Annotated in this window: 21 protein-coding genes; 14 read left to right on the top strand and 7 right to left on the bottom strand. The window is 49.2% G+C overall.

Annotation, left to right across the window (positions count from 1 at the left end; all coding sequences use genetic code 11):
• The first annotated feature begins 51 nt into the window (after positions 1-51).
• Positions 52-1,116, top strand: a complete 1,065-nt coding sequence (gene degS, locus D515_RS06890; RefSeq protein WP_002537324.1) for an outer membrane-stress sensor serine endopeptidase DegS — start codon at positions 52-54, stop codon at positions 1,114-1,116.
• 78 nt (positions 1,117-1,194) lie between these two features.
• Here degS and murA read toward each other — a convergent pair whose 3' ends face one another.
• From murA to mlaF, 7 genes are read right to left on the bottom strand one after another with little or no spacing between them, the layout of a single operon-like run.
• Entirely contained in the window at positions 1,195-2,451 is a 1,257-nt protein-coding gene (gene murA, locus D515_RS06885; protein ID WP_002537322.1) for a UDP-N-acetylglucosamine 1-carboxyvinyltransferase, read from the bottom strand.
• Between the two features lie 16 nt (positions 2,452-2,467).
• Positions 2,468-2,725, bottom strand: coding sequence for a BolA family iron metabolism protein IbaG (ibaG, locus tag D515_RS06880; RefSeq protein WP_002537320.1), 258 nt, complete (start codon positions 2,723-2,725; stop codon positions 2,468-2,470).
• Positions 2,726-2,727: 2 nt separating this feature from the next.
• Positions 2,728-3,051 (bottom strand): STAS domain-containing protein, encoded by a 324-nt coding sequence (locus tag D515_RS06875; protein ID WP_002537318.1) that lies wholly within the window; start codon positions 3,049-3,051, stop codon positions 2,728-2,730.
• Positions 3,048-3,695, bottom strand: a complete 648-nt coding sequence (locus D515_RS06870) for an ABC transporter substrate-binding protein (protein ID WP_002537316.1) — start codon at positions 3,693-3,695, stop codon at positions 3,048-3,050. The genes D515_RS06875 and D515_RS06870 overlap by 4 nt, the downstream gene beginning before the upstream one ends.
• Before the next feature lie 5 nt (positions 3,696-3,700).
• Positions 3,701-4,177 (bottom strand): outer membrane lipid asymmetry maintenance protein MlaD, encoded by a 477-nt coding sequence (mlaD, locus tag D515_RS06865; protein ID WP_002537314.1) that lies wholly within the window; start codon positions 4,175-4,177, stop codon positions 3,701-3,703.
• Positions 4,178-4,181: 4 nt separating this feature from the next.
• On the bottom strand, positions 4,182-4,952 hold the full coding sequence (mlaE, locus tag D515_RS06860; protein ID WP_192815500.1) for a lipid asymmetry maintenance ABC transporter permease subunit MlaE: 771 nt from the start codon (positions 4,950-4,952) through the stop codon (positions 4,182-4,184).
• Positions 4,953-4,960: 8 nt separating this feature from the next.
• Entirely contained in the window at positions 4,961-5,758 is a 798-nt protein-coding gene (gene mlaF / locus D515_RS06855) for a phospholipid ABC transporter ATP-binding protein MlaF (RefSeq protein WP_002537312.1), read from the bottom strand.
• A gap of 399 nt (positions 5,759-6,157) precedes the next feature.
• Here mlaF and D515_RS06850 point away from each other — a divergent pair, with 399 nt between their 5' ends.
• The 13 genes from D515_RS06850 (at position 6,158) to D515_RS06790 (ending at position 16,697) form a co-directional block, all read left to right on the top strand.
• Positions 6,158-7,120 (top strand): calcium/sodium antiporter, encoded by a 963-nt coding sequence (locus D515_RS06850; protein ID WP_002537311.1) that lies wholly within the window; start codon positions 6,158-6,160, stop codon positions 7,118-7,120.
• 5 nt (positions 7,121-7,125) lie between these two features.
• On the top strand, positions 7,126-8,097 hold the full coding sequence (kdsD, locus tag D515_RS06845; RefSeq protein ID WP_420835369.1) for an arabinose-5-phosphate isomerase KdsD: 972 nt from the start codon (positions 7,126-7,128) through the stop codon (positions 8,095-8,097).
• Positions 8,097-8,654: a 3-deoxy-manno-octulosonate-8-phosphatase KdsC gene (gene kdsC, locus D515_RS06840; RefSeq protein ID WP_002537309.1), complete on the top strand. Its 558-nt coding sequence runs from the start codon at positions 8,097-8,099 to the stop codon at positions 8,652-8,654. The genes kdsD and kdsC overlap by 1 nt, the downstream gene beginning before the upstream one ends.
• Positions 8,651-9,217, top strand: coding sequence for an LPS export ABC transporter periplasmic protein LptC (gene lptC, locus D515_RS06835; protein WP_002537308.1), 567 nt, complete (start codon positions 8,651-8,653; stop codon positions 9,215-9,217). Before kdsC ends, lptC begins: the two co-directional genes overlap by 4 nt.
• Positions 9,198-9,707: a lipopolysaccharide transport periplasmic protein LptA gene (gene lptA / locus D515_RS06830; RefSeq protein WP_002537307.1), complete on the top strand. Its 510-nt coding sequence runs from the start codon at positions 9,198-9,200 to the stop codon at positions 9,705-9,707. The genes lptC and lptA overlap by 20 nt, the downstream gene beginning before the upstream one ends.
• Positions 9,708-9,713: 6 nt before the next feature.
• Positions 9,714-10,439, top strand: coding sequence for an LPS export ABC transporter ATP-binding protein (gene lptB / locus D515_RS06825; protein WP_002537305.1), 726 nt, complete (start codon positions 9,714-9,716; stop codon positions 10,437-10,439).
• 75 nt (positions 10,440-10,514) lie between these two features.
• Positions 10,515-12,005 (top strand): RNA polymerase factor sigma-54, encoded by a 1,491-nt coding sequence (locus D515_RS06820; RefSeq protein WP_002537304.1) that lies wholly within the window; start codon positions 10,515-10,517, stop codon positions 12,003-12,005.
• Positions 12,006-12,031: 26 nt separating this feature from the next.
• Entirely contained in the window at positions 12,032-12,319 is a 288-nt protein-coding gene (gene hpf, locus D515_RS06815; protein WP_002537302.1) for a ribosome hibernation promoting factor, read from the top strand.
• A 2-nt stretch (positions 12,320-12,321) separates the two neighbouring features.
• Positions 12,322-12,765, top strand: a complete 444-nt coding sequence (gene ptsN, locus D515_RS06810) for a PTS IIA-like nitrogen regulatory protein PtsN (protein WP_002537300.1) — start codon at positions 12,322-12,324, stop codon at positions 12,763-12,765.
• 20 nt (positions 12,766-12,785) lie between these two features.
• Positions 12,786-13,637, top strand: coding sequence for an RNase adapter RapZ (gene rapZ, locus D515_RS06805; RefSeq protein ID WP_002537298.1), 852 nt, complete (start codon positions 12,786-12,788; stop codon positions 13,635-13,637).
• Positions 13,634-13,909, top strand: coding sequence for an HPr family phosphocarrier protein (locus D515_RS06800; RefSeq protein ID WP_002537296.1), 276 nt, complete (start codon positions 13,634-13,636; stop codon positions 13,907-13,909). Before rapZ ends, D515_RS06800 begins: the two co-directional genes overlap by 4 nt.
• A 132-nt stretch (positions 13,910-14,041) precedes the next feature.
• Complete coding sequence (mgtE, locus tag D515_RS06795; RefSeq protein ID WP_002537294.1) at positions 14,042-15,409, top strand: magnesium transporter; 1,368 nt, start codon at positions 14,042-14,044, stop codon at positions 15,407-15,409.
• 235 nt (positions 15,410-15,644) lie between these two features.
• Positions 15,645-16,697, top strand: a complete 1,053-nt coding sequence (locus D515_RS06790; protein ID WP_002537293.1) for an acyltransferase family protein — start codon at positions 15,645-15,647, stop codon at positions 16,695-16,697.
• Positions 16,698-16,701 lie beyond the last annotated feature (4 nt).

Here is a 16,701-nt window from a genome sequence, read left to right as displayed (position 1 = left end):
ATTCAGTGGTATTCTCAATGCTTTATATTTCGCTGCTTTATGGGGAATTGCATGCTGGCTTTTTTAGCACGTTCTGTGGTGTACGGCGTTTTGGTCGCTGCTGTGCTGCTTATTGCCATTCCTTCGTTACGAAGTTCCCAGCTGTTGCCTGAAGCGACACTTGCCACGTTTGAAGCCAACAACAACCTGATTTCCTATAACTATGCCGTCCGACGTGCCTCCCCTGCCGTTGTGAATATCTACACCCGCCGTTATAGCGCCGAAAACCGCTTGCAGCTCAATGCCGAAGGGCTTGGATCCGGCGTCATTATGAGCGATAAAGGCTACATTGTGACCAACTACCATGTAGTCGCCAGAGCTGACCAAATCATTGTTGCGTTGCAGGATGGCCGTATCAGTACTGCGCAACTGGTAGGTAAAGATCAACGTACCGACTTGGCGGTATTGAAGATTGAGCTAGATAGCCTGCCTGTGATCCCATTTAACGATAGCTATGAACCTGCCGTCGGTGACGTGGTACTTGCTATAGGAAACCCCTACAACCTTGGTCAAACGACGACCTTCGGCATCATCTCCGCAACAGGTCGTGCGGGAATGAGCTTTAACCGCCAGCAGGACTTCCTGCAAACCGATGCGGCGATCAACAAAGGTAACTCTGGCGGAGCCTTGGTCAACAGCCGGGGCGAGTTAGTCGGTATCAATACCGCATCATTCCAGCAAGCCACCGATGTAGATACCTATGGCATTTCTTTTGCTATTCCTTACTCCCTCACATTGAAGATTATGCAGAAACTGATCGCTGATGGTCGGGTTATCCGCGGCTACATTGGTGTGGAAGGACGCGAAGTGAACCCTGTAATGGCAAGACTTCTTGATGCGGAACAATTAAGCGGCGTGATGGTGGGAAGCATGGACCCGAATGGGCCTGCGGAAAAATCGGGACTTAAGGTCAATGACTTGATAATCGCGATAAATGAAAAGCCTGTTAGCAGTGTCCGCAATGCCCTGGATATCGTGGTTGATATCCGCCCTGGCACAAAAGTCCCTTTCAAGGTGATCAGAAACGGTCAACCTATTGATGTCATAGTCACGATTGGCGAAGAAAAACTTCAGTAGACACACTACCCACCAGTTCAAAAAAACAAAAAAGGCCACTTCTTAAGTGGCCTTCTCTTCATCTATTGCTATCAGCAATTAGTCACTGAAACGTTCAATGCTGACACCCAGCTTTTTAAGCTTATCTTCGATGTGCTCGTAACCACGATCGATATGATAAATACGGTCAACGATAGTTTCACCTTTTGCAATCGCACCAGCAATCACAAGGCTCGCAGAAGCACGCAGGTCAGTTGCCATCACCTGAGCACCACTCAGACCATCGCAATCACCACAAACCACAGTGTTACCTTCGATTTCAGCGTGAGCCCCCATGCGTTGCAGCTCTGGCACATGCATGAAACGGTTCTCAAAAATCGTTTCTGTGATGATACCGGTGCCTTTCGCCATCAGGTTGAGCAGTGTAAATTGCGCCTGCATATCGGTTGGGAAACCCGGATGTGGAGCCGTACGGATATTCACTGCTTTCAGCTCGCGATCTGTCATGTCCAGCGAAATCCAGTCTTCACCACTTTCCACTAGTGCACCTGCTTCTTCCAGCTTAGCCAGCACCGCTTCCATCAATTTTGGTGAGGTGTTATGACACATCACCTTACCGCCAGATACCGCCGCTCCGACTAAGAATGTGCCAGTTTCAATACGGTCAGCAACCACTTCATGATAACCACCGCCCAAGCGCTCAACACCTTCAATTGTGATAGCGTCAGTACCTGCACCAGTGATTTTCGCACCCAGTGTGTTCAGGAACTTCGCACAGTCCACAATCTCAGGTTCACGCGCTGCATTTTCAATCACTGTGGTACCTTCTGCCAGCGTTGCCGCAGACATGATGGTCACTGTTGCGCCAACACTGACTTTATCCATAACGATGTGCGCACCTTGCAGGCGGCCATCAACATGGGCTTTCACGTAACCTTCGTCCAGTGTAATGGTCGCGCCAAGTTGCTCCAGACCATGAATATGCAGGTCAACCGGACGTGCGCCGATGGCACAACCGCCCGGCAATGACACTTCACCTTTACCAAAACGAGCAACCAGTGGGCCTAACGCCCAAATAGATGCACGCATGGTTTTCACCAGATCGTAAGGTGCACAGAATTCGTTAATGTTACTGGCATCAACGTGAACAGAACCGTTGCGGGATACTTTGGCACCCAAACGTGATAACAACTCCATGGTAGTGTCGATATCACGCAATTTAGGAACGTTCGCGACTTCTACAGGCTCTTCAGCCAGCAGCGCGGCAAACAAAATAGGCAGTGCCGCATTCTTGGCACCTGAAATTGTGACTTCACCACGCAGTGGGCCACCACCGTGGACACGGAATTTTTGCATGCTGTTCCTCGTGAACTTATAGCGGTTGCATCAGTTTTTTGTCGCGCGCCCACTCAGTTGGGGTCAGCGCTTTGATGCTAAGAGCATGGATTGCATTGGTTCTGATGTGTTCCATCAGTGGGCCATAAATAGTCTGCTGTTTCTTCACGCGTGACATGCCATCGAACATATCGCCAACTGCGATCACTTCGAAGTGACTGCCGTCACCTTTAACATGGATTTCTTCCAGCGTTAGAGCTTGCTCTAGAATGGCTTTGATTTCAGTAGGTTCCACAACTATTCCCCGTCAACCGATGCACTTTCATCAGTAAAAAGACTTTCCACGTTGCTCAGCTGCAGCAAGACGCTAAGCTGCGAAGGAGTGTTACTCAACATCAGGATTTGTTGTCTGTCGTTGAGTTCTTGCTGCAAGTGGAGCAACATTGCCATACCCGCCGAATCGACACGTTTTAACGAAGACAGATCGAGTACAACCTGCTTGTCTGACGGCAGCCAATCGGCGCGGCGGCTCCAAAATGCTGGAACTGTGTCACGATCAAGCTCTCCTGACAAGCAGTAATGCCCATTTGTGAGTTGCTGAAGTGATAATGCTTCACTCACGATGCGCTCTCATCACGGGTAATAGGCGCTTTCGCGCGTTCAATCAGTTGTTTGGCGACGTCTTCGATGCCATTACGACGAAGTTCACCGCTCCATTCGCTGGTTTTGGTGTCCAGCATACTCACACCTTCAACCTGTACATCAAAGCCTTGCCACTCTTCCGTTTTGCCGTTTTTACGCAGGGCAAAATCCAGACGGATTGGTGGGCGGGCTTTGTCCAGAATATCAACGCGGACAGACACCACTTTACGTTTGGCATCTATTTTCTTAGCTGGTTCCACATTGATTTCCTGATCGGTATATTGCGTCAGGATCTGGGCATACGATGCTACGAGATAGTCATAGAAAGCATCAGTGAAAAGGTCTCGCTCTTCTTTGCTGGCTTTACGCGCCTGTGGGCCCAACACTTTCAGTGCGGCGTAACGGACATTGATATATGGCATCAACTCCTCTTTGACCACAACGCGCAAAAGCTCTGGGTTTTCGATGTACTGATCTTTATCGGCTTTCAAGCGACTAAACGCGTTTTCCGCCACGCTATTGATCAGAAGATAAGGATCTTTCGCATCAATTTGGCCCGCAAAAGAGACCGATGAAATCGCAACAGTCAGCGCTGCGAAAAGCGTAACAAACCACTTTTTCATGACTTTTACTCCTCAGACCCACCGACGCTGTAAAGGAACTGACCAATCAAGTCCTCCAACACCATCGCTGAGCGTGTATCTTCCAACAAGTCGCCATCCTGAAGGACATCAATATCCTCATCCAGAAAGCCTGGGCGAATACCAATGTACTGCTCACCCAGAAGCCCTGACGTCAGAATCGCCGCCGAGCTGGTTTCTGGGAAATAGCCATATTTGCGCTCAATGTCCATCGTCACGGTTGGAATATAATCCGGCGCCGTCAGAGCGATGTTACTAACACGACCCACCACAACGCCGCCCACTTTCACTGGGGAGCGAACCTTCAGACCACCAATGTTGTCGAAATGCGCTTCGAGTGAGTAGTGTTCAGACCGCGAAAAGCTTTTGACATCAGCGACCTGAAAAATGAGCAGCAGCACCGCGGCAATACCGGCTATGACAAATGTGCCTACCCAAAATTCTGTTTTTCGGTTTTGTTGCATTTAATTAGCTCCCAAACATCAGTGCCGTGAGGACAAAATCCAATCCCAACACTGCTAAAGACGAATGCACAACGGTACGTGTAGTGGCTCGGCTGATCCCTTCTGAAGTAGGGATCGCATCGTAACCATTAAACAAAGCAATCCAGGTCACGGTAATGGCAAACACCAGACTCTTAATAAAAGACTGTCCAATGTCGTAACCCAGCTCAACGGATGATTGCATCACCGCCCAGTAGCTGCCGTAATCAATACCTTTCCAGTCAACACCTACGAGCTGTCCGCCCCAGATGCCCACCATCATAAAAATCATTGCCAGAAGCGGCATGGAGATGACACCCGCCCAAAAACGTGGTGCAACCACACGGCGGAGCGGATCAACTGCCATCATTTCAAGGCTTGAAAGCTGTTCTGTTGCTTTCATTAAGCCGATTTCTGCCGTCAACGCTGAGCCTGCGCGGCCCGCGAATAAGAGTGCAGTCACGACCGGGCCAAGCTCCCGTAGTAGCGACAACGCTACCATTTGCCCAAGAGAACTTTCCGCGCCAAAGTCGGCCAGTACCAGATAGCCCTGTAGGCTCAATACCATGCCGATAAAGAGACCTGACACCATGATGATCGCCAGTGAGCGCACACCCACGGAATAAATCTGGGTCAGCAACAACGGGAACATTTTTCTTGGTTGAGGTTTGCCGATCAGCGCACCTAGCAGCACAAAGGTCGCACGTCCCATGGTCTGGGACACCGCCATCGCGCGGGCGCCGATTGCCTGCACCATGCTTACAATCACGAGAAAAGCTCCTGTTTGATATCTTTGGCCGGGTAACGAAACGGCACAGGACCATCAGCATCGCCTTGAAGAAACTGACTGACTCGGGGATCAGGATTGTCACGTAAAGACTGCGGAGAGCCCGATGCGATGATCTTGCCATCGGCCAGCAAATAGACATGATCCGCAATGCTCATCACTTCAGGCACATCGTGAGAGACCACAATAGAAGTCAAACCCAGTGCCTGATTGAGATTGCGGATAAGGGAAACCAAGACACCCATAGTGATCGGGTCCTGACCCACAAAGGGTTCATCGAACATAATCAGTTCGGGATCGAGTGCAATCGCACGAGCCAACGCCGCTCGCCTTGCCATACCGCCAGAAAGACTGCTTGGCATCAAGTCGGCAGCTCCTCGCAAGCCAACCGCTTCAAGCTTTAACAGCACAATGGTTTTGATCAGGGATTCTGAAAGTTCAGTGTGTTCGCGTAGTGGAAAAGCGACGTTATCGAAGACCGTCATGTCAGTGAACAGCGCGCCGGACTGGAAAAGCATGCTCATGCGCTTGCGCACATCGTAAAGCTTGCTTCTCGAAAGCGTCAGGATGTTTTGACCAGCGAATTCGATAGTGCCATTTTCTGGCTGAAGTTGCCCGCCAATCAGTCTCAACAGGGTTGTCTTACCGATACCAGACGGCCCCATGATTGCCGTTACTTTTCCAACGGGAACAGTAAGGCTGACATTGTCAAAAATCACTCTCTCGCCACGCGAAAAAGTCAGGTTGTTCACTTCAACCAGATTTGTAGTACTCATCAAGGCCCTTTGACGTTGTTATCCTTGAGCGTTAATTGCCCGATCATAGAGGTGAGACAATGGCAAAACAAGTAATTGTACACCATTCATTTGCAAAATCTTTATTAGAAAACTATCAATTCTCAGACATTCGCTGTCTTTTCCTATATGCATCCACTGGAATTAAGATCACTCATTTAGGCTAGAAACGGTCGCTCATTTTTACCTTTACTTTGTATGGTTTTTTATTATTTTGTGAATCAAGGACGAGGCTACACGCTGGAAGATACCTCATTGTCTGGCGAATAAAGAGAAGCTTGCTGAAACTCATCCGTCCTTTTCCTTCACTTTTACTCAATTAGCGGTCAAAATTGCCCTTTTGTATTGTTCTTAGCCCCAGCTAATTCTGAAGGTATCTAAATGTTTGAAGCGACCGCCATTCTCGTCGTGGGCTTGTGTTTGTTGGTATGGAGTGCTGACAGACTGGTCTACGGAGCAGCCGCTATCGCCCGTAATGTGGGCATTTCTCCACTCGTCATCGGTATGACTATTTTGGCCATGGGAAGCTCTGCGCCAGAAATGGTAGTGTCGGCAACCGCAGCATTAAGCGGGAAAACCGACACGGCAGTGGGTAATGTGCTCGGTTCAAACATTGCCAACATCGCCCTGATTTTGGGTGTAACAGCTTTGATTAAACCACTCGCTATCAGTTCCGGCATCCTCCGCCGCGAGTTACCGCTTATGTTAGGCGTGACTGTGCTGGCAGGCGCTATTTTGTGGAACAACTACCTGAGCTTTTTTGAAGGTGTGCTCCTCGCCGTGTTTTTTGCGGGCTTCCTGCTTTTGATGATGAAGTTTGGCCGTGAGAGTGGAGAAGAAGATCCTATGCTCGCTGAGCAGGAGTCTGAAATTCCTGAAGGCGTCAGTAACGTTTCCGCGGGTATCTGGGTTGTTGTTGGTCTGGTGCTTCTGATTTTCAGCGCAGACATGGTGGTTGATTCTGCCGTTATCATTGCAAAAGCCTTTGGTATGAGCGACCTGGTGATTGGTCTGACAATCGTCGCCGTCGGCACCAGCCTTCCTGAACTGGCAGCATCGATTGCCGGTGTGATGAAAGGCGAAGACGATCTGGCGGTGGGCAACATCATCGGCTCTAACATCTTCAATATTCTCGCGGTAATGGGCATTCCGGGTATACTGGCGCCATCGGCCATTAACCCGTTGGCGATGGATCGTGACTTTTATGTCATGCTCGCACTGTCTGTATTGCTGTTCCTGTTTGCAGTCGGTAAAGCGCGTACTATCAACCGCTGGGAAGGCATTGCACTTCTCGTTTGCTTCGTGGGTTACCAAGGCTACCTGTTCTCGCATCTTGCGGCATAACCGGACTGACTATGACTTTTGATTTTCGCCAAGCAGGCATTGCAACACTGAAAACTGAGCTGGACGCCATCGTCCAGCTTGAGCAGTACATCAATGAAGACTTTGATAACGCCTGCAAGCTTATTCTTGAAGCAAAAGGAAAAGTCGTTGTGATGGGCATGGGGAAATCCGGCCACATTGGTAACAAGATTGCTGCGACACTGGCAAGTACTGGCACGCCTTCTTTCTTTGTTCACCCTGGTGAAGCCAGCCATGGCGATCTGGGCATGATTGAAAAAGGTGATGTGGTTCTGGCGATTTCAAACTCCGGTGAAGCCTCGGAGATCATCACACTGTTGCCAGTGGTAAAACGCCGCGGTATTGCGCTCATCACCATGACGAGCAATCCTTCTTCAACCATGGCGCGACTGGCGCAAATCAACCTTTGTATCAAAGTACCAAAAGAAGCCTGCCCGATTGGACTTGCTCCCACTTCCAGCACCACAGCAACCCTCGTGATGGGTGATGCATTGGCGGTAGCACTGATGCAAGCCAAAGGCTTTACAGCCGACGATTTTGCCCTGTCCCATCCAGGCGGCGCATTGGGTCGCAAGCTATTGATGCGTATTGCTGATGTCATGCATTCCGGCGACAAACTGCCAAAAGTTTCGCCAAACGACTCCATCCGTGATGCGCTATTGGAAATGTCTGCCAAAGGCCTTGGCATGACCGCAGTTGTTGACGACAGCGACGCTGTGCTTGGTATTTTTACCGATGGCGATCTGCGCCGACTGCTGGATCAGCGTATCGACGTCCATACCACCGAAATCGGCGAAGTAATGGGCCAAAAGCCAACACTGATTGGCCCAGATGTACTGGCCGCTGAAGGCCTGAAGCTAATGGAAGAGAAGAAAATCAACGGATTGCTGGTCACAGATAATGACAAGCTGATTGGCGCACTGAATATGCACGATCTGCTGAAAGCTGGAGTGATGTAATGCAACCCATGACAGAAACCCTGTATGGCCCTGTATCTACTGAATTAGTGGAACGAGCCCGTGACATCAAATTGCTGATTTGCGATGTAGACGGAGTGTTCTCAGATGGCCGCATTTACATGGGTAATGATGGTGAAGAACTGAAAGCCTTCCATACCCGTGACGGCTACGGCGTAAAATCGCTGATGAATGCCGGTGTCCAAATCGCCATCATTACTGGCCGCAAATCGGCCATCGTTGAACGTCGTATGGGCGCTTTGGGCATCAAGCATATTTATCAGGGCCAGGATGACAAAGCCTCAGCTTATGAGGATCTCGTCAACCGCTTGGGCGTGCCTGCTGAGCAAACAGCCTACATCGGTGACGATCTTATTGACTGGGCGGTCATGTCTCAGGTCGGCCTGTCTGTTTGTGTGAACGACGGCCATCCCCTTTTGGCGAAACGCGCAGATTTGGTCACCCGCACGCCGGGTGGTTACGGTGCCGTGCGTGAAGTTTGTGATTTGATTCTTGAGGCGCGCGGGGAACTCGATGCGCATAAAGGACTCAGTATATGATGTTGCAACGCCTTGGTATCGTTGCCCTTCTCTCCGTCTGTGGTTATGCAGGGTACTACCTGCTAACCCAGCACTACTGGGAAGCGGAGGTACAAGTTGCACCGGATGCTGAAAAGCCCCTGTTTACGGCGGATAACATCAACTCCACCACTTACAACATGCAAGGGATCCGAAGCTACCGTATTGAATCCGTGCATGTAGAGAACTATCAGCAACTCGACGAGACCCACTTTAACGAGCCTGTACTTTGGACATATAGTAACGGGGAAGAGGAAGAGTGGCGTGTCAGTTCCGAATTTGCGGTTCTTGAAGATACTAAAACCCTGGTGATGACGGGTCGGGTCAGGATTTTTAACCTGTTACCAGACGCTCAAATCAAAGTTGTCACCACTGAAGAACTTACTCTGGATCTCGTCACCCGTGATTTCTGGTCAGACACAGAAACTGAAATTACCGGTGTGGGTCTGCAAACCCGTGGCGAGAGAGTAAAAGGCAATTTTGGCTCCCACCAAATGGAACTGATTGACCAAGTGAAGAGCAGGTATGAACAACAAAAGAACTAAATTTTTTGCCATGGTATTGATGCTGTTGTCAGGCACTGCGATGGCGCTGTCAACAGATTCCGAGCAGCCAATCTATATTGATTCCGACTCGCAAAACCTCGACCTAAACACCAACACCGTGATTTTCACGGGCAATGTTTATCTGCGTCAGGGCTCTATCCGTCTGAATGCTGACAAAGTTGTCGTGACCCGCCCAAGTGGCGAGGAAGGTGTGGAAGTGATCGATGCCTACGGTAAGCCGGCCACTTTCGAACAGACCATGGATGATGGCAAAAAAATCAATGGTGAAGCGTTCGACCTTCGTTATGAAACCGGCAAAAGCTTCCTGACCATGAAGCGCAATGCCGTGTTGACTCAGGAAGGTGGTAACCAGGTAGAAGGCCAGAAGATCACCTACAACATCGACAAACAATTGCTGGTTGCAGAAAGTGATGACAGCAGTCGCGTCACGACCGTGTTGCAGCCACAGTCAAAACAAGAGAAGAACTAACTCTGCATGGCTATTCTCACCGCTAAAAATCTCGCTAAAAGCTATAACGGCCGTAAGGTTGTTACTGATGTTAGTCTTGAAGTGAAGTCCGGCGAAATCGTAGGACTGCTTGGCCCAAACGGCGCCGGTAAAACCACCTCTTTCTACATGATTGTTGGCCTGGTTGCGCGCGATGAAGGCATTATCAAAATCGACGATTTGGATATCAGTATCCAGCCAATGCACAACCGTTCCCGCATGGGTATCGGTTATCTGCCTCAAGAAGCGTCTATTTTCCGCAAACTCAGCGTTTACGATAACCTGATGGCCGTATTGCAAACCCGTTCGGATTTGACCAAAGAAGAGCGTCAGGACAAAGCAGAAGATTTGCTGGATGAGTTTAACATCCAGCACATCCGCAACAGCATGGGCATGGCGCTGTCTGGTGGTGAACGCCGCCGCGTGGAAATCGCACGAGCATTGGCAGCTAATCCGAAGTTTATTCTTCTTGATGAGCCATTTGCGGGTGTTGACCCAATCTCGGTCATTGATATCAAGAAGATCATTGAGCATCTCCGCGATCGCGGTCTTGGGGTATTAATCACCGATCACAACGTACGTGAGACACTCAGTGTTTGTGAACACGCCTATATTGTTAGCCAAGGGCACTTGATTGCCCACGGCACACCTGATGAAGTGCTCAACGACGAGCACGTAAAACGAGTCTATCTCGGAGACCAGTTCAGGCTATAGTTATAGGAGAACGGTTGGCGAATCGCTCCTGTATATGCACTGATAATAGATAAAAGGAAAGGTGCCAGTATAACTATGAAACCCTCGCTTCAGCTCAAGCTTGGCCAACAACTTGCAATGACGCCCCAGCTGCAACAGGCAATTCGCCTGCTTCAGCTGTCGACGCTTGATTTGCAACAGGAGATCCAGGAAGCGCTGGAAGCTAATCCACTCCTCGAGCAAGACGAAAACGCCGATAACAATATCGACGGCGATAGCGCGCAGGAGTTTGAGGGTGAAGAGAAAGTCAGCGCCTCCGCGTCAGAGTCAGAAACAGATGGCCCTGACACCATGGACAGCTCTGATGCCATGGGTCAGCAGGAAATGCATGACGACTTACCTGTCGACACCACCTGGGATGATTTTTATAGTGCCAATACTGGCAGCACAGGCATTTCCATCGGTGATGACACACCCGTCTATCAAGGCGAAACCACCGAAACCCTCTACGATTACCTCAACTGGCAGCTCCAACTTACCCCATTTACCGAAGTCGACCTCGCCATTGCCACCGCCATTATTGATGCGGTAGACGACAAAGGCTATCTCACCGTTTCTGCGGAAGATATTCTTGAAAGCCTTGGTGCAGAAGAAGGTGAAGTGGAACTCGATGAAGTCGAAGCCGTACTCAAGCGTGTTCAGCAGTTTGACCCGCTGGGTGTCGCTTCCCGATCCCTTCAAGAGTGTTTGCTGATCCAACTGGCTGCGTTTGCCGAAGATACGCCTTGGCTGGCAGAGGCAAGAATGGTACTTCGTGAGCACATGAATCTGCTCGCGAACCGCGACTATCGCCAATTAATGAAAGACACCAAGCTTCGCGAGCCTGAACTCAAAGAAGTGATGCGTCTTATCCATAGTCTGGAGCCACGTCCGGGTAACCTCATCGTTACCAATGAAGCGGAATACGTGATTCCTGACGTTTCCGTGTTTAAAGACCGTGGCAAGTGGGTGGTGCAAATCAACCCGGATGCCGTGCCACGTCTGAAGGTTAACCAGCAGTATGCGGCACTCACCAAAAACGGTTGCAGCGCTGCCGACAGCCAATTTATCCGAAGCCATTTGCAAGACGCCAAGTGGCTGATCAAAAGTCTCGAAAGTCGCAACGAAACGCTACTGAAAGTGGCGCGTTGTATTGTTGAGCATCAACAGGATTTCTTCGAATACGGCGAGGAAGCCATGAAGCCGATGGTTCTGAACGACATCGCGCTGGCCGTGGACATGCATGAGTCCACCATCTCCCGTGTTACCACACAGAAATATATGCACACACCACGTGGCATATTTGAATTGAAGTACTTCTTCTCAAGCCATGTCAGCACAGACAATGGCGGTGAATGCAGCTCTACGGCAATCCGCGCGCTGGTGAAAAAATTGGTGGCGGCTGAAAATCCGGCCAAACCACTCAGCGACAGCAAGATTGCCACACTGCTGGCGGAGCAAGGGATCCAGGTCGCGCGACGAACGATAGCAAAATATCGTGAGTCTCTGGGTATTGCACCGTCCAATCAGCGCAAGCGCCTTATCTAGGCGTCTCAACCAAAAGGAAGATGTTTATGCAAATCAATCTCACCGGTCACCACGTTGAAATTACCGACGCTCTGCGAGACTACGTGACAACCAAGTTTGATAAGCTTGAGCGCTTTTTTGATCACATCAATAACGTTCATGTAGTGCTTAACGTCGAAAAACTGCAGCAGATTGCCGAAGCGACCCTGCATGTGAATAACGGCGAAATTCACGCAAAAGCCGACTCAGAAAACATGTATGCGGCGATCGATTCGCTGACCGATAAGCTGATTAAACAGTTAACCAAACACAAAGAAAAGATGAATCACCATTAATCATGGAACTCAAAGACGTACTCAAATTGGACTGCACCAAAAGTGCAGTCCTTTGTTCAAGTAAGAAACGTGCACTTGAAGTGATTAGCGAACTGGCTGCCAGCCAATTGGATCAAAACCCGCAAAAGCTGTTCGAGTGTATGCTTGGCCGAGAGAAAATGGGCAGTACGGGCATAGGGAATGGAATTGCCATTCCCCATGGCCGTATCTTCAACAGTGACCATGCCGTTGGTGTTCTGGTCCAATGTGCAGAGCCTATCGAGTTTGATGCTATCGACAACCAACCTGTTGATCTGCTGTTTGCCCTGCTGGTACCGGATGACCAGTGTAAGGAGCACCTCAAAACACTTTCATTGATTGCGCAGAAGCTCGGTGACAAGCAGGTTTGCCGCCAACTTCGCAATGCAAGTTCTGACCAAGAGCTCTACGATATAATTACAGGATAAGCAGTTCAGGGACGCGCATCATGCAGCTTAAAATTGTCAGCGGCCGTTCAGGCTCCGGAAAGTCCGTTGCGCTTCGCGTACTGGAGGATCTGGGCTATTACTGCGTTGATAACCTTCCAGTTAACTTATTGCCGCAGTTTATCGCCGCGCAGAACGATCAAGACAGCCTTATCGCTGTCAGTATCGATATCCGCAATATGCCAGCCGATCCTGACGAAATTGCGCAGACACTGGCGAAACTGCCAAACGACGTCGACATTGATATTTTCTTCCTCGATGCTGACGACTCAGAGCTCGTTAAACGTTTCAGTGAGACCCGACGCCTTCATCCTCTAAGCCGCGATAACCTCTCCCTCGAGCAAGCTATTGAGCGTGAAAAGCAACTGCTGACCCCACTCAAAGAGCGCGCCGACAAAGTCATCAACACCTCCAAACACTCAGTGCATGATTTAAGCGAAGCCGTTCGCTCATTGGTACTGGGCCGCACCAACCGTGATTTGGTGATGGTGTTTGAGTCTTTTGGTTTCAAACACGGTTTGCCATCAGATGCCGACTATGTGTTCGATGTTCGTTTTCTACCTAATCCGCATTGGGAACCGGCACTTCGACCACTCACAGGACTGGATGAACCAGTGAAAATGTTCCTCGCAGGCGAGCAGGACGTCGCCATGCTGATTGCGCAAGTCAAAAGCTTCCTTGAGTCCTGGCTGCCCGCGCTGGAAAACAACAATCGCAGCTACCTGACGGTTGCTATCGGCTGTACCGGCGGTCAGCACCGTTCCGTGTATATCGCGCAATACCTTGCCGATTACTTCGCTGCGACAGGCCATCAGGTTCAAGTCCGCCACCGCACTCTCGAAGGACAAGTATGAGTCAACTCAGCAAGGACGTATTGATCCGCAACCGTCTAGGGCTGCATGCCCGCGCTGCAGTTAAACTGGTCGAATTAGCACAAAGCTTTGATGCACAGGTGATGTTGACCAAAGATGAACAAACCGTCACCGCAGACAGCGTGATGGGCATTCTTCTTCTTGACTCCAGTCAGGGCGAACAAATCACAGTTTCAGCAGAGGGTTCCGAAGCGCAGCAGGCTTTTGATGCCATTACTGCGCTCATTGAAGCAGGCTTTGACGAGGAGAACTAACCCTTCTCCTTCGTTCCCACAGAAACATTTTCTCATTTCCCACTCTTTTCCTTCTTAAACGCCAAAGACAGCTTTGGTTGTTTGCGTTAATATTCATGTCATTGCGTCACCCGCCGTCATACGGACACTCCCATGGCAGAGAATTACGAAGTAGAACAACCTAGCCAAACGCACCAAACGCTGCAGGAAGTAAGTCGCGCCCTCGAAAACGGCATGTTTGTTCATGTCCGTCGCATGCTCGAAGACATGGAACCCGAGGATATTGCGCACCTACTGGAAGCATCTCCACCGAAGAGCCGTCTGGTTCTTTGGCAGTTGACCGATCCTGAAGAGCAAGGCGAGATCCTCGAAGAGCTTTCTGAGGATGTGAAAGACGGCATCATGGTGCGAATGCAGCCTGAGCAGCTTGCCGCTGCGACGGAAGGCATGGATACCGATGATGTGGCTTACCTGCTTCGAAGCCTGCCCGATAACGTCTCTCAGGACGTCCTTTCACAGATGGACGCGCAGGACCGAGCACGCGTTGAACAGGCGCTCGCTTATCCGGAAGAAACCGCCGGCGGGATGATGAACATCGACGTGGTGACCATCCGCTCGGATGTCACCGTTGACGTCGTATTGCGCTATCTGCGTATGCGCGGTGAGCTGCCGGAAGCCACCGATGCCCTTTATGTTGTCGATGAGAACAGCCGCCTGATCGGTGAACTGCCTATCACCACATTGCTCACCTCACAGCCCGACACTGAAGTGCTGGAAGTAATGGAAGACGTGGATGATGCGATTCCCGTCGACATGAGTGACAGCGATGTTGCCAGCCTTTTCGAGCGACGTAACTGGGTATCTGCTCCGGTTGTTGATGAAAACCACCAACTCGTTGGCCGTATCACCATCGATGACGTGGTAGACATCATTCGTGAAGATGCGGAGCACTCAATGATGAGTATGGCGGGTCTGGATGACGAAGAAGACACCTTCGCTCCTGTATTGAAATCTGCCCGCAGCCGAAGCATTTGGTTGGGCGCTAACGTGCTTGCTGCGCTTGCTGCTGCCTCTGTCTCTAACCTTTTCGAAAACACTCTCGATCAGATGGCAGCCATTGCGGTCTTAATGACTATCGTTCCTTCCATGGGCGGTGTTGCCGGTAACCAAACAGTCGCCTTGGTTATCCGAGGTCTCGCTGTTGGTCACATTGGTGATTCCAATACCCGGTGGCTTCTAAACAAAGAAGCTTTGGTTGGCCTTCTAAATGGTGTGCTCTGGGCCTGTATCATCGGCGGAGTGGTCGTGCTTTGGAAAGGTAACTTGATGCTGGGTGGTATCATTGCTGCTGCCATGTTGACCAATCTAGTGGTTGCGGGTGTCGCAGGTGTGACCGTCCCGATATTGCTCAAGAAGATGAAAGTCGACCCAGCACTCGCTGGAGGAATGGCACTGACGACCATCACAGATATGGTTGGACTCTCAGTATTTTTAGGACTGGCAACGCTGTTCCTTGTTTAAGTTGCAACAGTTTGTTCACAAAGACCTCCTTCGGGAGGTTTTTTGTCACAAGTTTAACCAACTCATCTCTAAATAAATGAAGCTCTCCCCATAAATAAAACTTATACACTTTTTTAATTTTAAAACTGCAAAAAGTTCATGCTGTTTATTTTTTACGAACAATTAAAAATTAGGCTCCATTAATAACTTATCAAAAGTGAAGTATCCAGCCCTAGTGCTGGAGAAGGAGTTTATTATGTTCTTACAATCCATCCACAACTATAGGGCTGTTGCAATCATCGCGATTGTGATGAGTCATGCTTATGTTTATGGTTTTGAAGACACGACTGGATTGCTCTCAGTCATTAAAAATATATTAACTGGTGGTACCGCACTTTTTGTTTTTATCTCTGGTTACATGTTTCATCATATCTTCTATAAGAGATATCAGTACAGATCATTTATGAAAGGGAAGTTTGAAAGAATTATCGTCCCATATCTCATTCTTACTTCGCTCGCTATACCACTGGTTTATGTCATCAAGTCAGGCTTCTTCGCCCCTGATGCGGACTACTACAGAATTGTATTTTTCTCTCCAGATGACAGCGCATTTTCGACGACCATTAAATATTACCTAACAGGAAGAATGCTGACTGCTTATTGGTATATTCCATTTGCTATTCTTTTATTTCTCGTTTCTCCACTTCATTTTAAATTTATTGAGCTATCCCGACGCACTCAAATCATAATCATTGCCTTATTCTCTGTTGTTTCCATTTTTCTACACCGCTCTTATGAGAACATTAACCCTATACAGATGTTGGTTTACTTCACGCCATTTTACTTAGCTGGTATCTACATTTCACTTTACCGTGAAGAAATCAATAAAAACTGTGGTATGAAATCACTGGCTCTTCTCACCGTTGCCGTTTTATTGGCATTTTACCAATATACTCAGGGACACGAAGGGAGCTACTCAAAAAGTGTTTTCGAATATGCTGGTATGGACATTATGTTTATCCAGAAAATGTTTTTATCTATTGGGCTTTATTTCTTACTGGAAACCTTCGTTTTCAAAACCAAATTAACGGACCTGATATCCGATACCAGCTTTGCGATTTTCTTTATCCACCCATGGGTATTGACCACCATTAAAAGGCTACCATTCCTGAATCACCCGGAATCAACGAATATTCCGTACTATCTGGTCACATGTTGTGCTGTCATCACCCTAAGCATGTTGATTGCCATTGCCTTGAACAAACTCCTGACAGGCAAAGTGAAGTCCCGCTATATCATTGGCTATTAACCAA

This window comes from Grimontia indica (assembly GCF_000333895.2).
GTDB lineage: Bacteria > Pseudomonadota > Gammaproteobacteria > Enterobacterales > Vibrionaceae > Enterovibrio > Enterovibrio indicus.
This window is presented reverse-complemented; position numbering and strand designations above follow the sequence as displayed.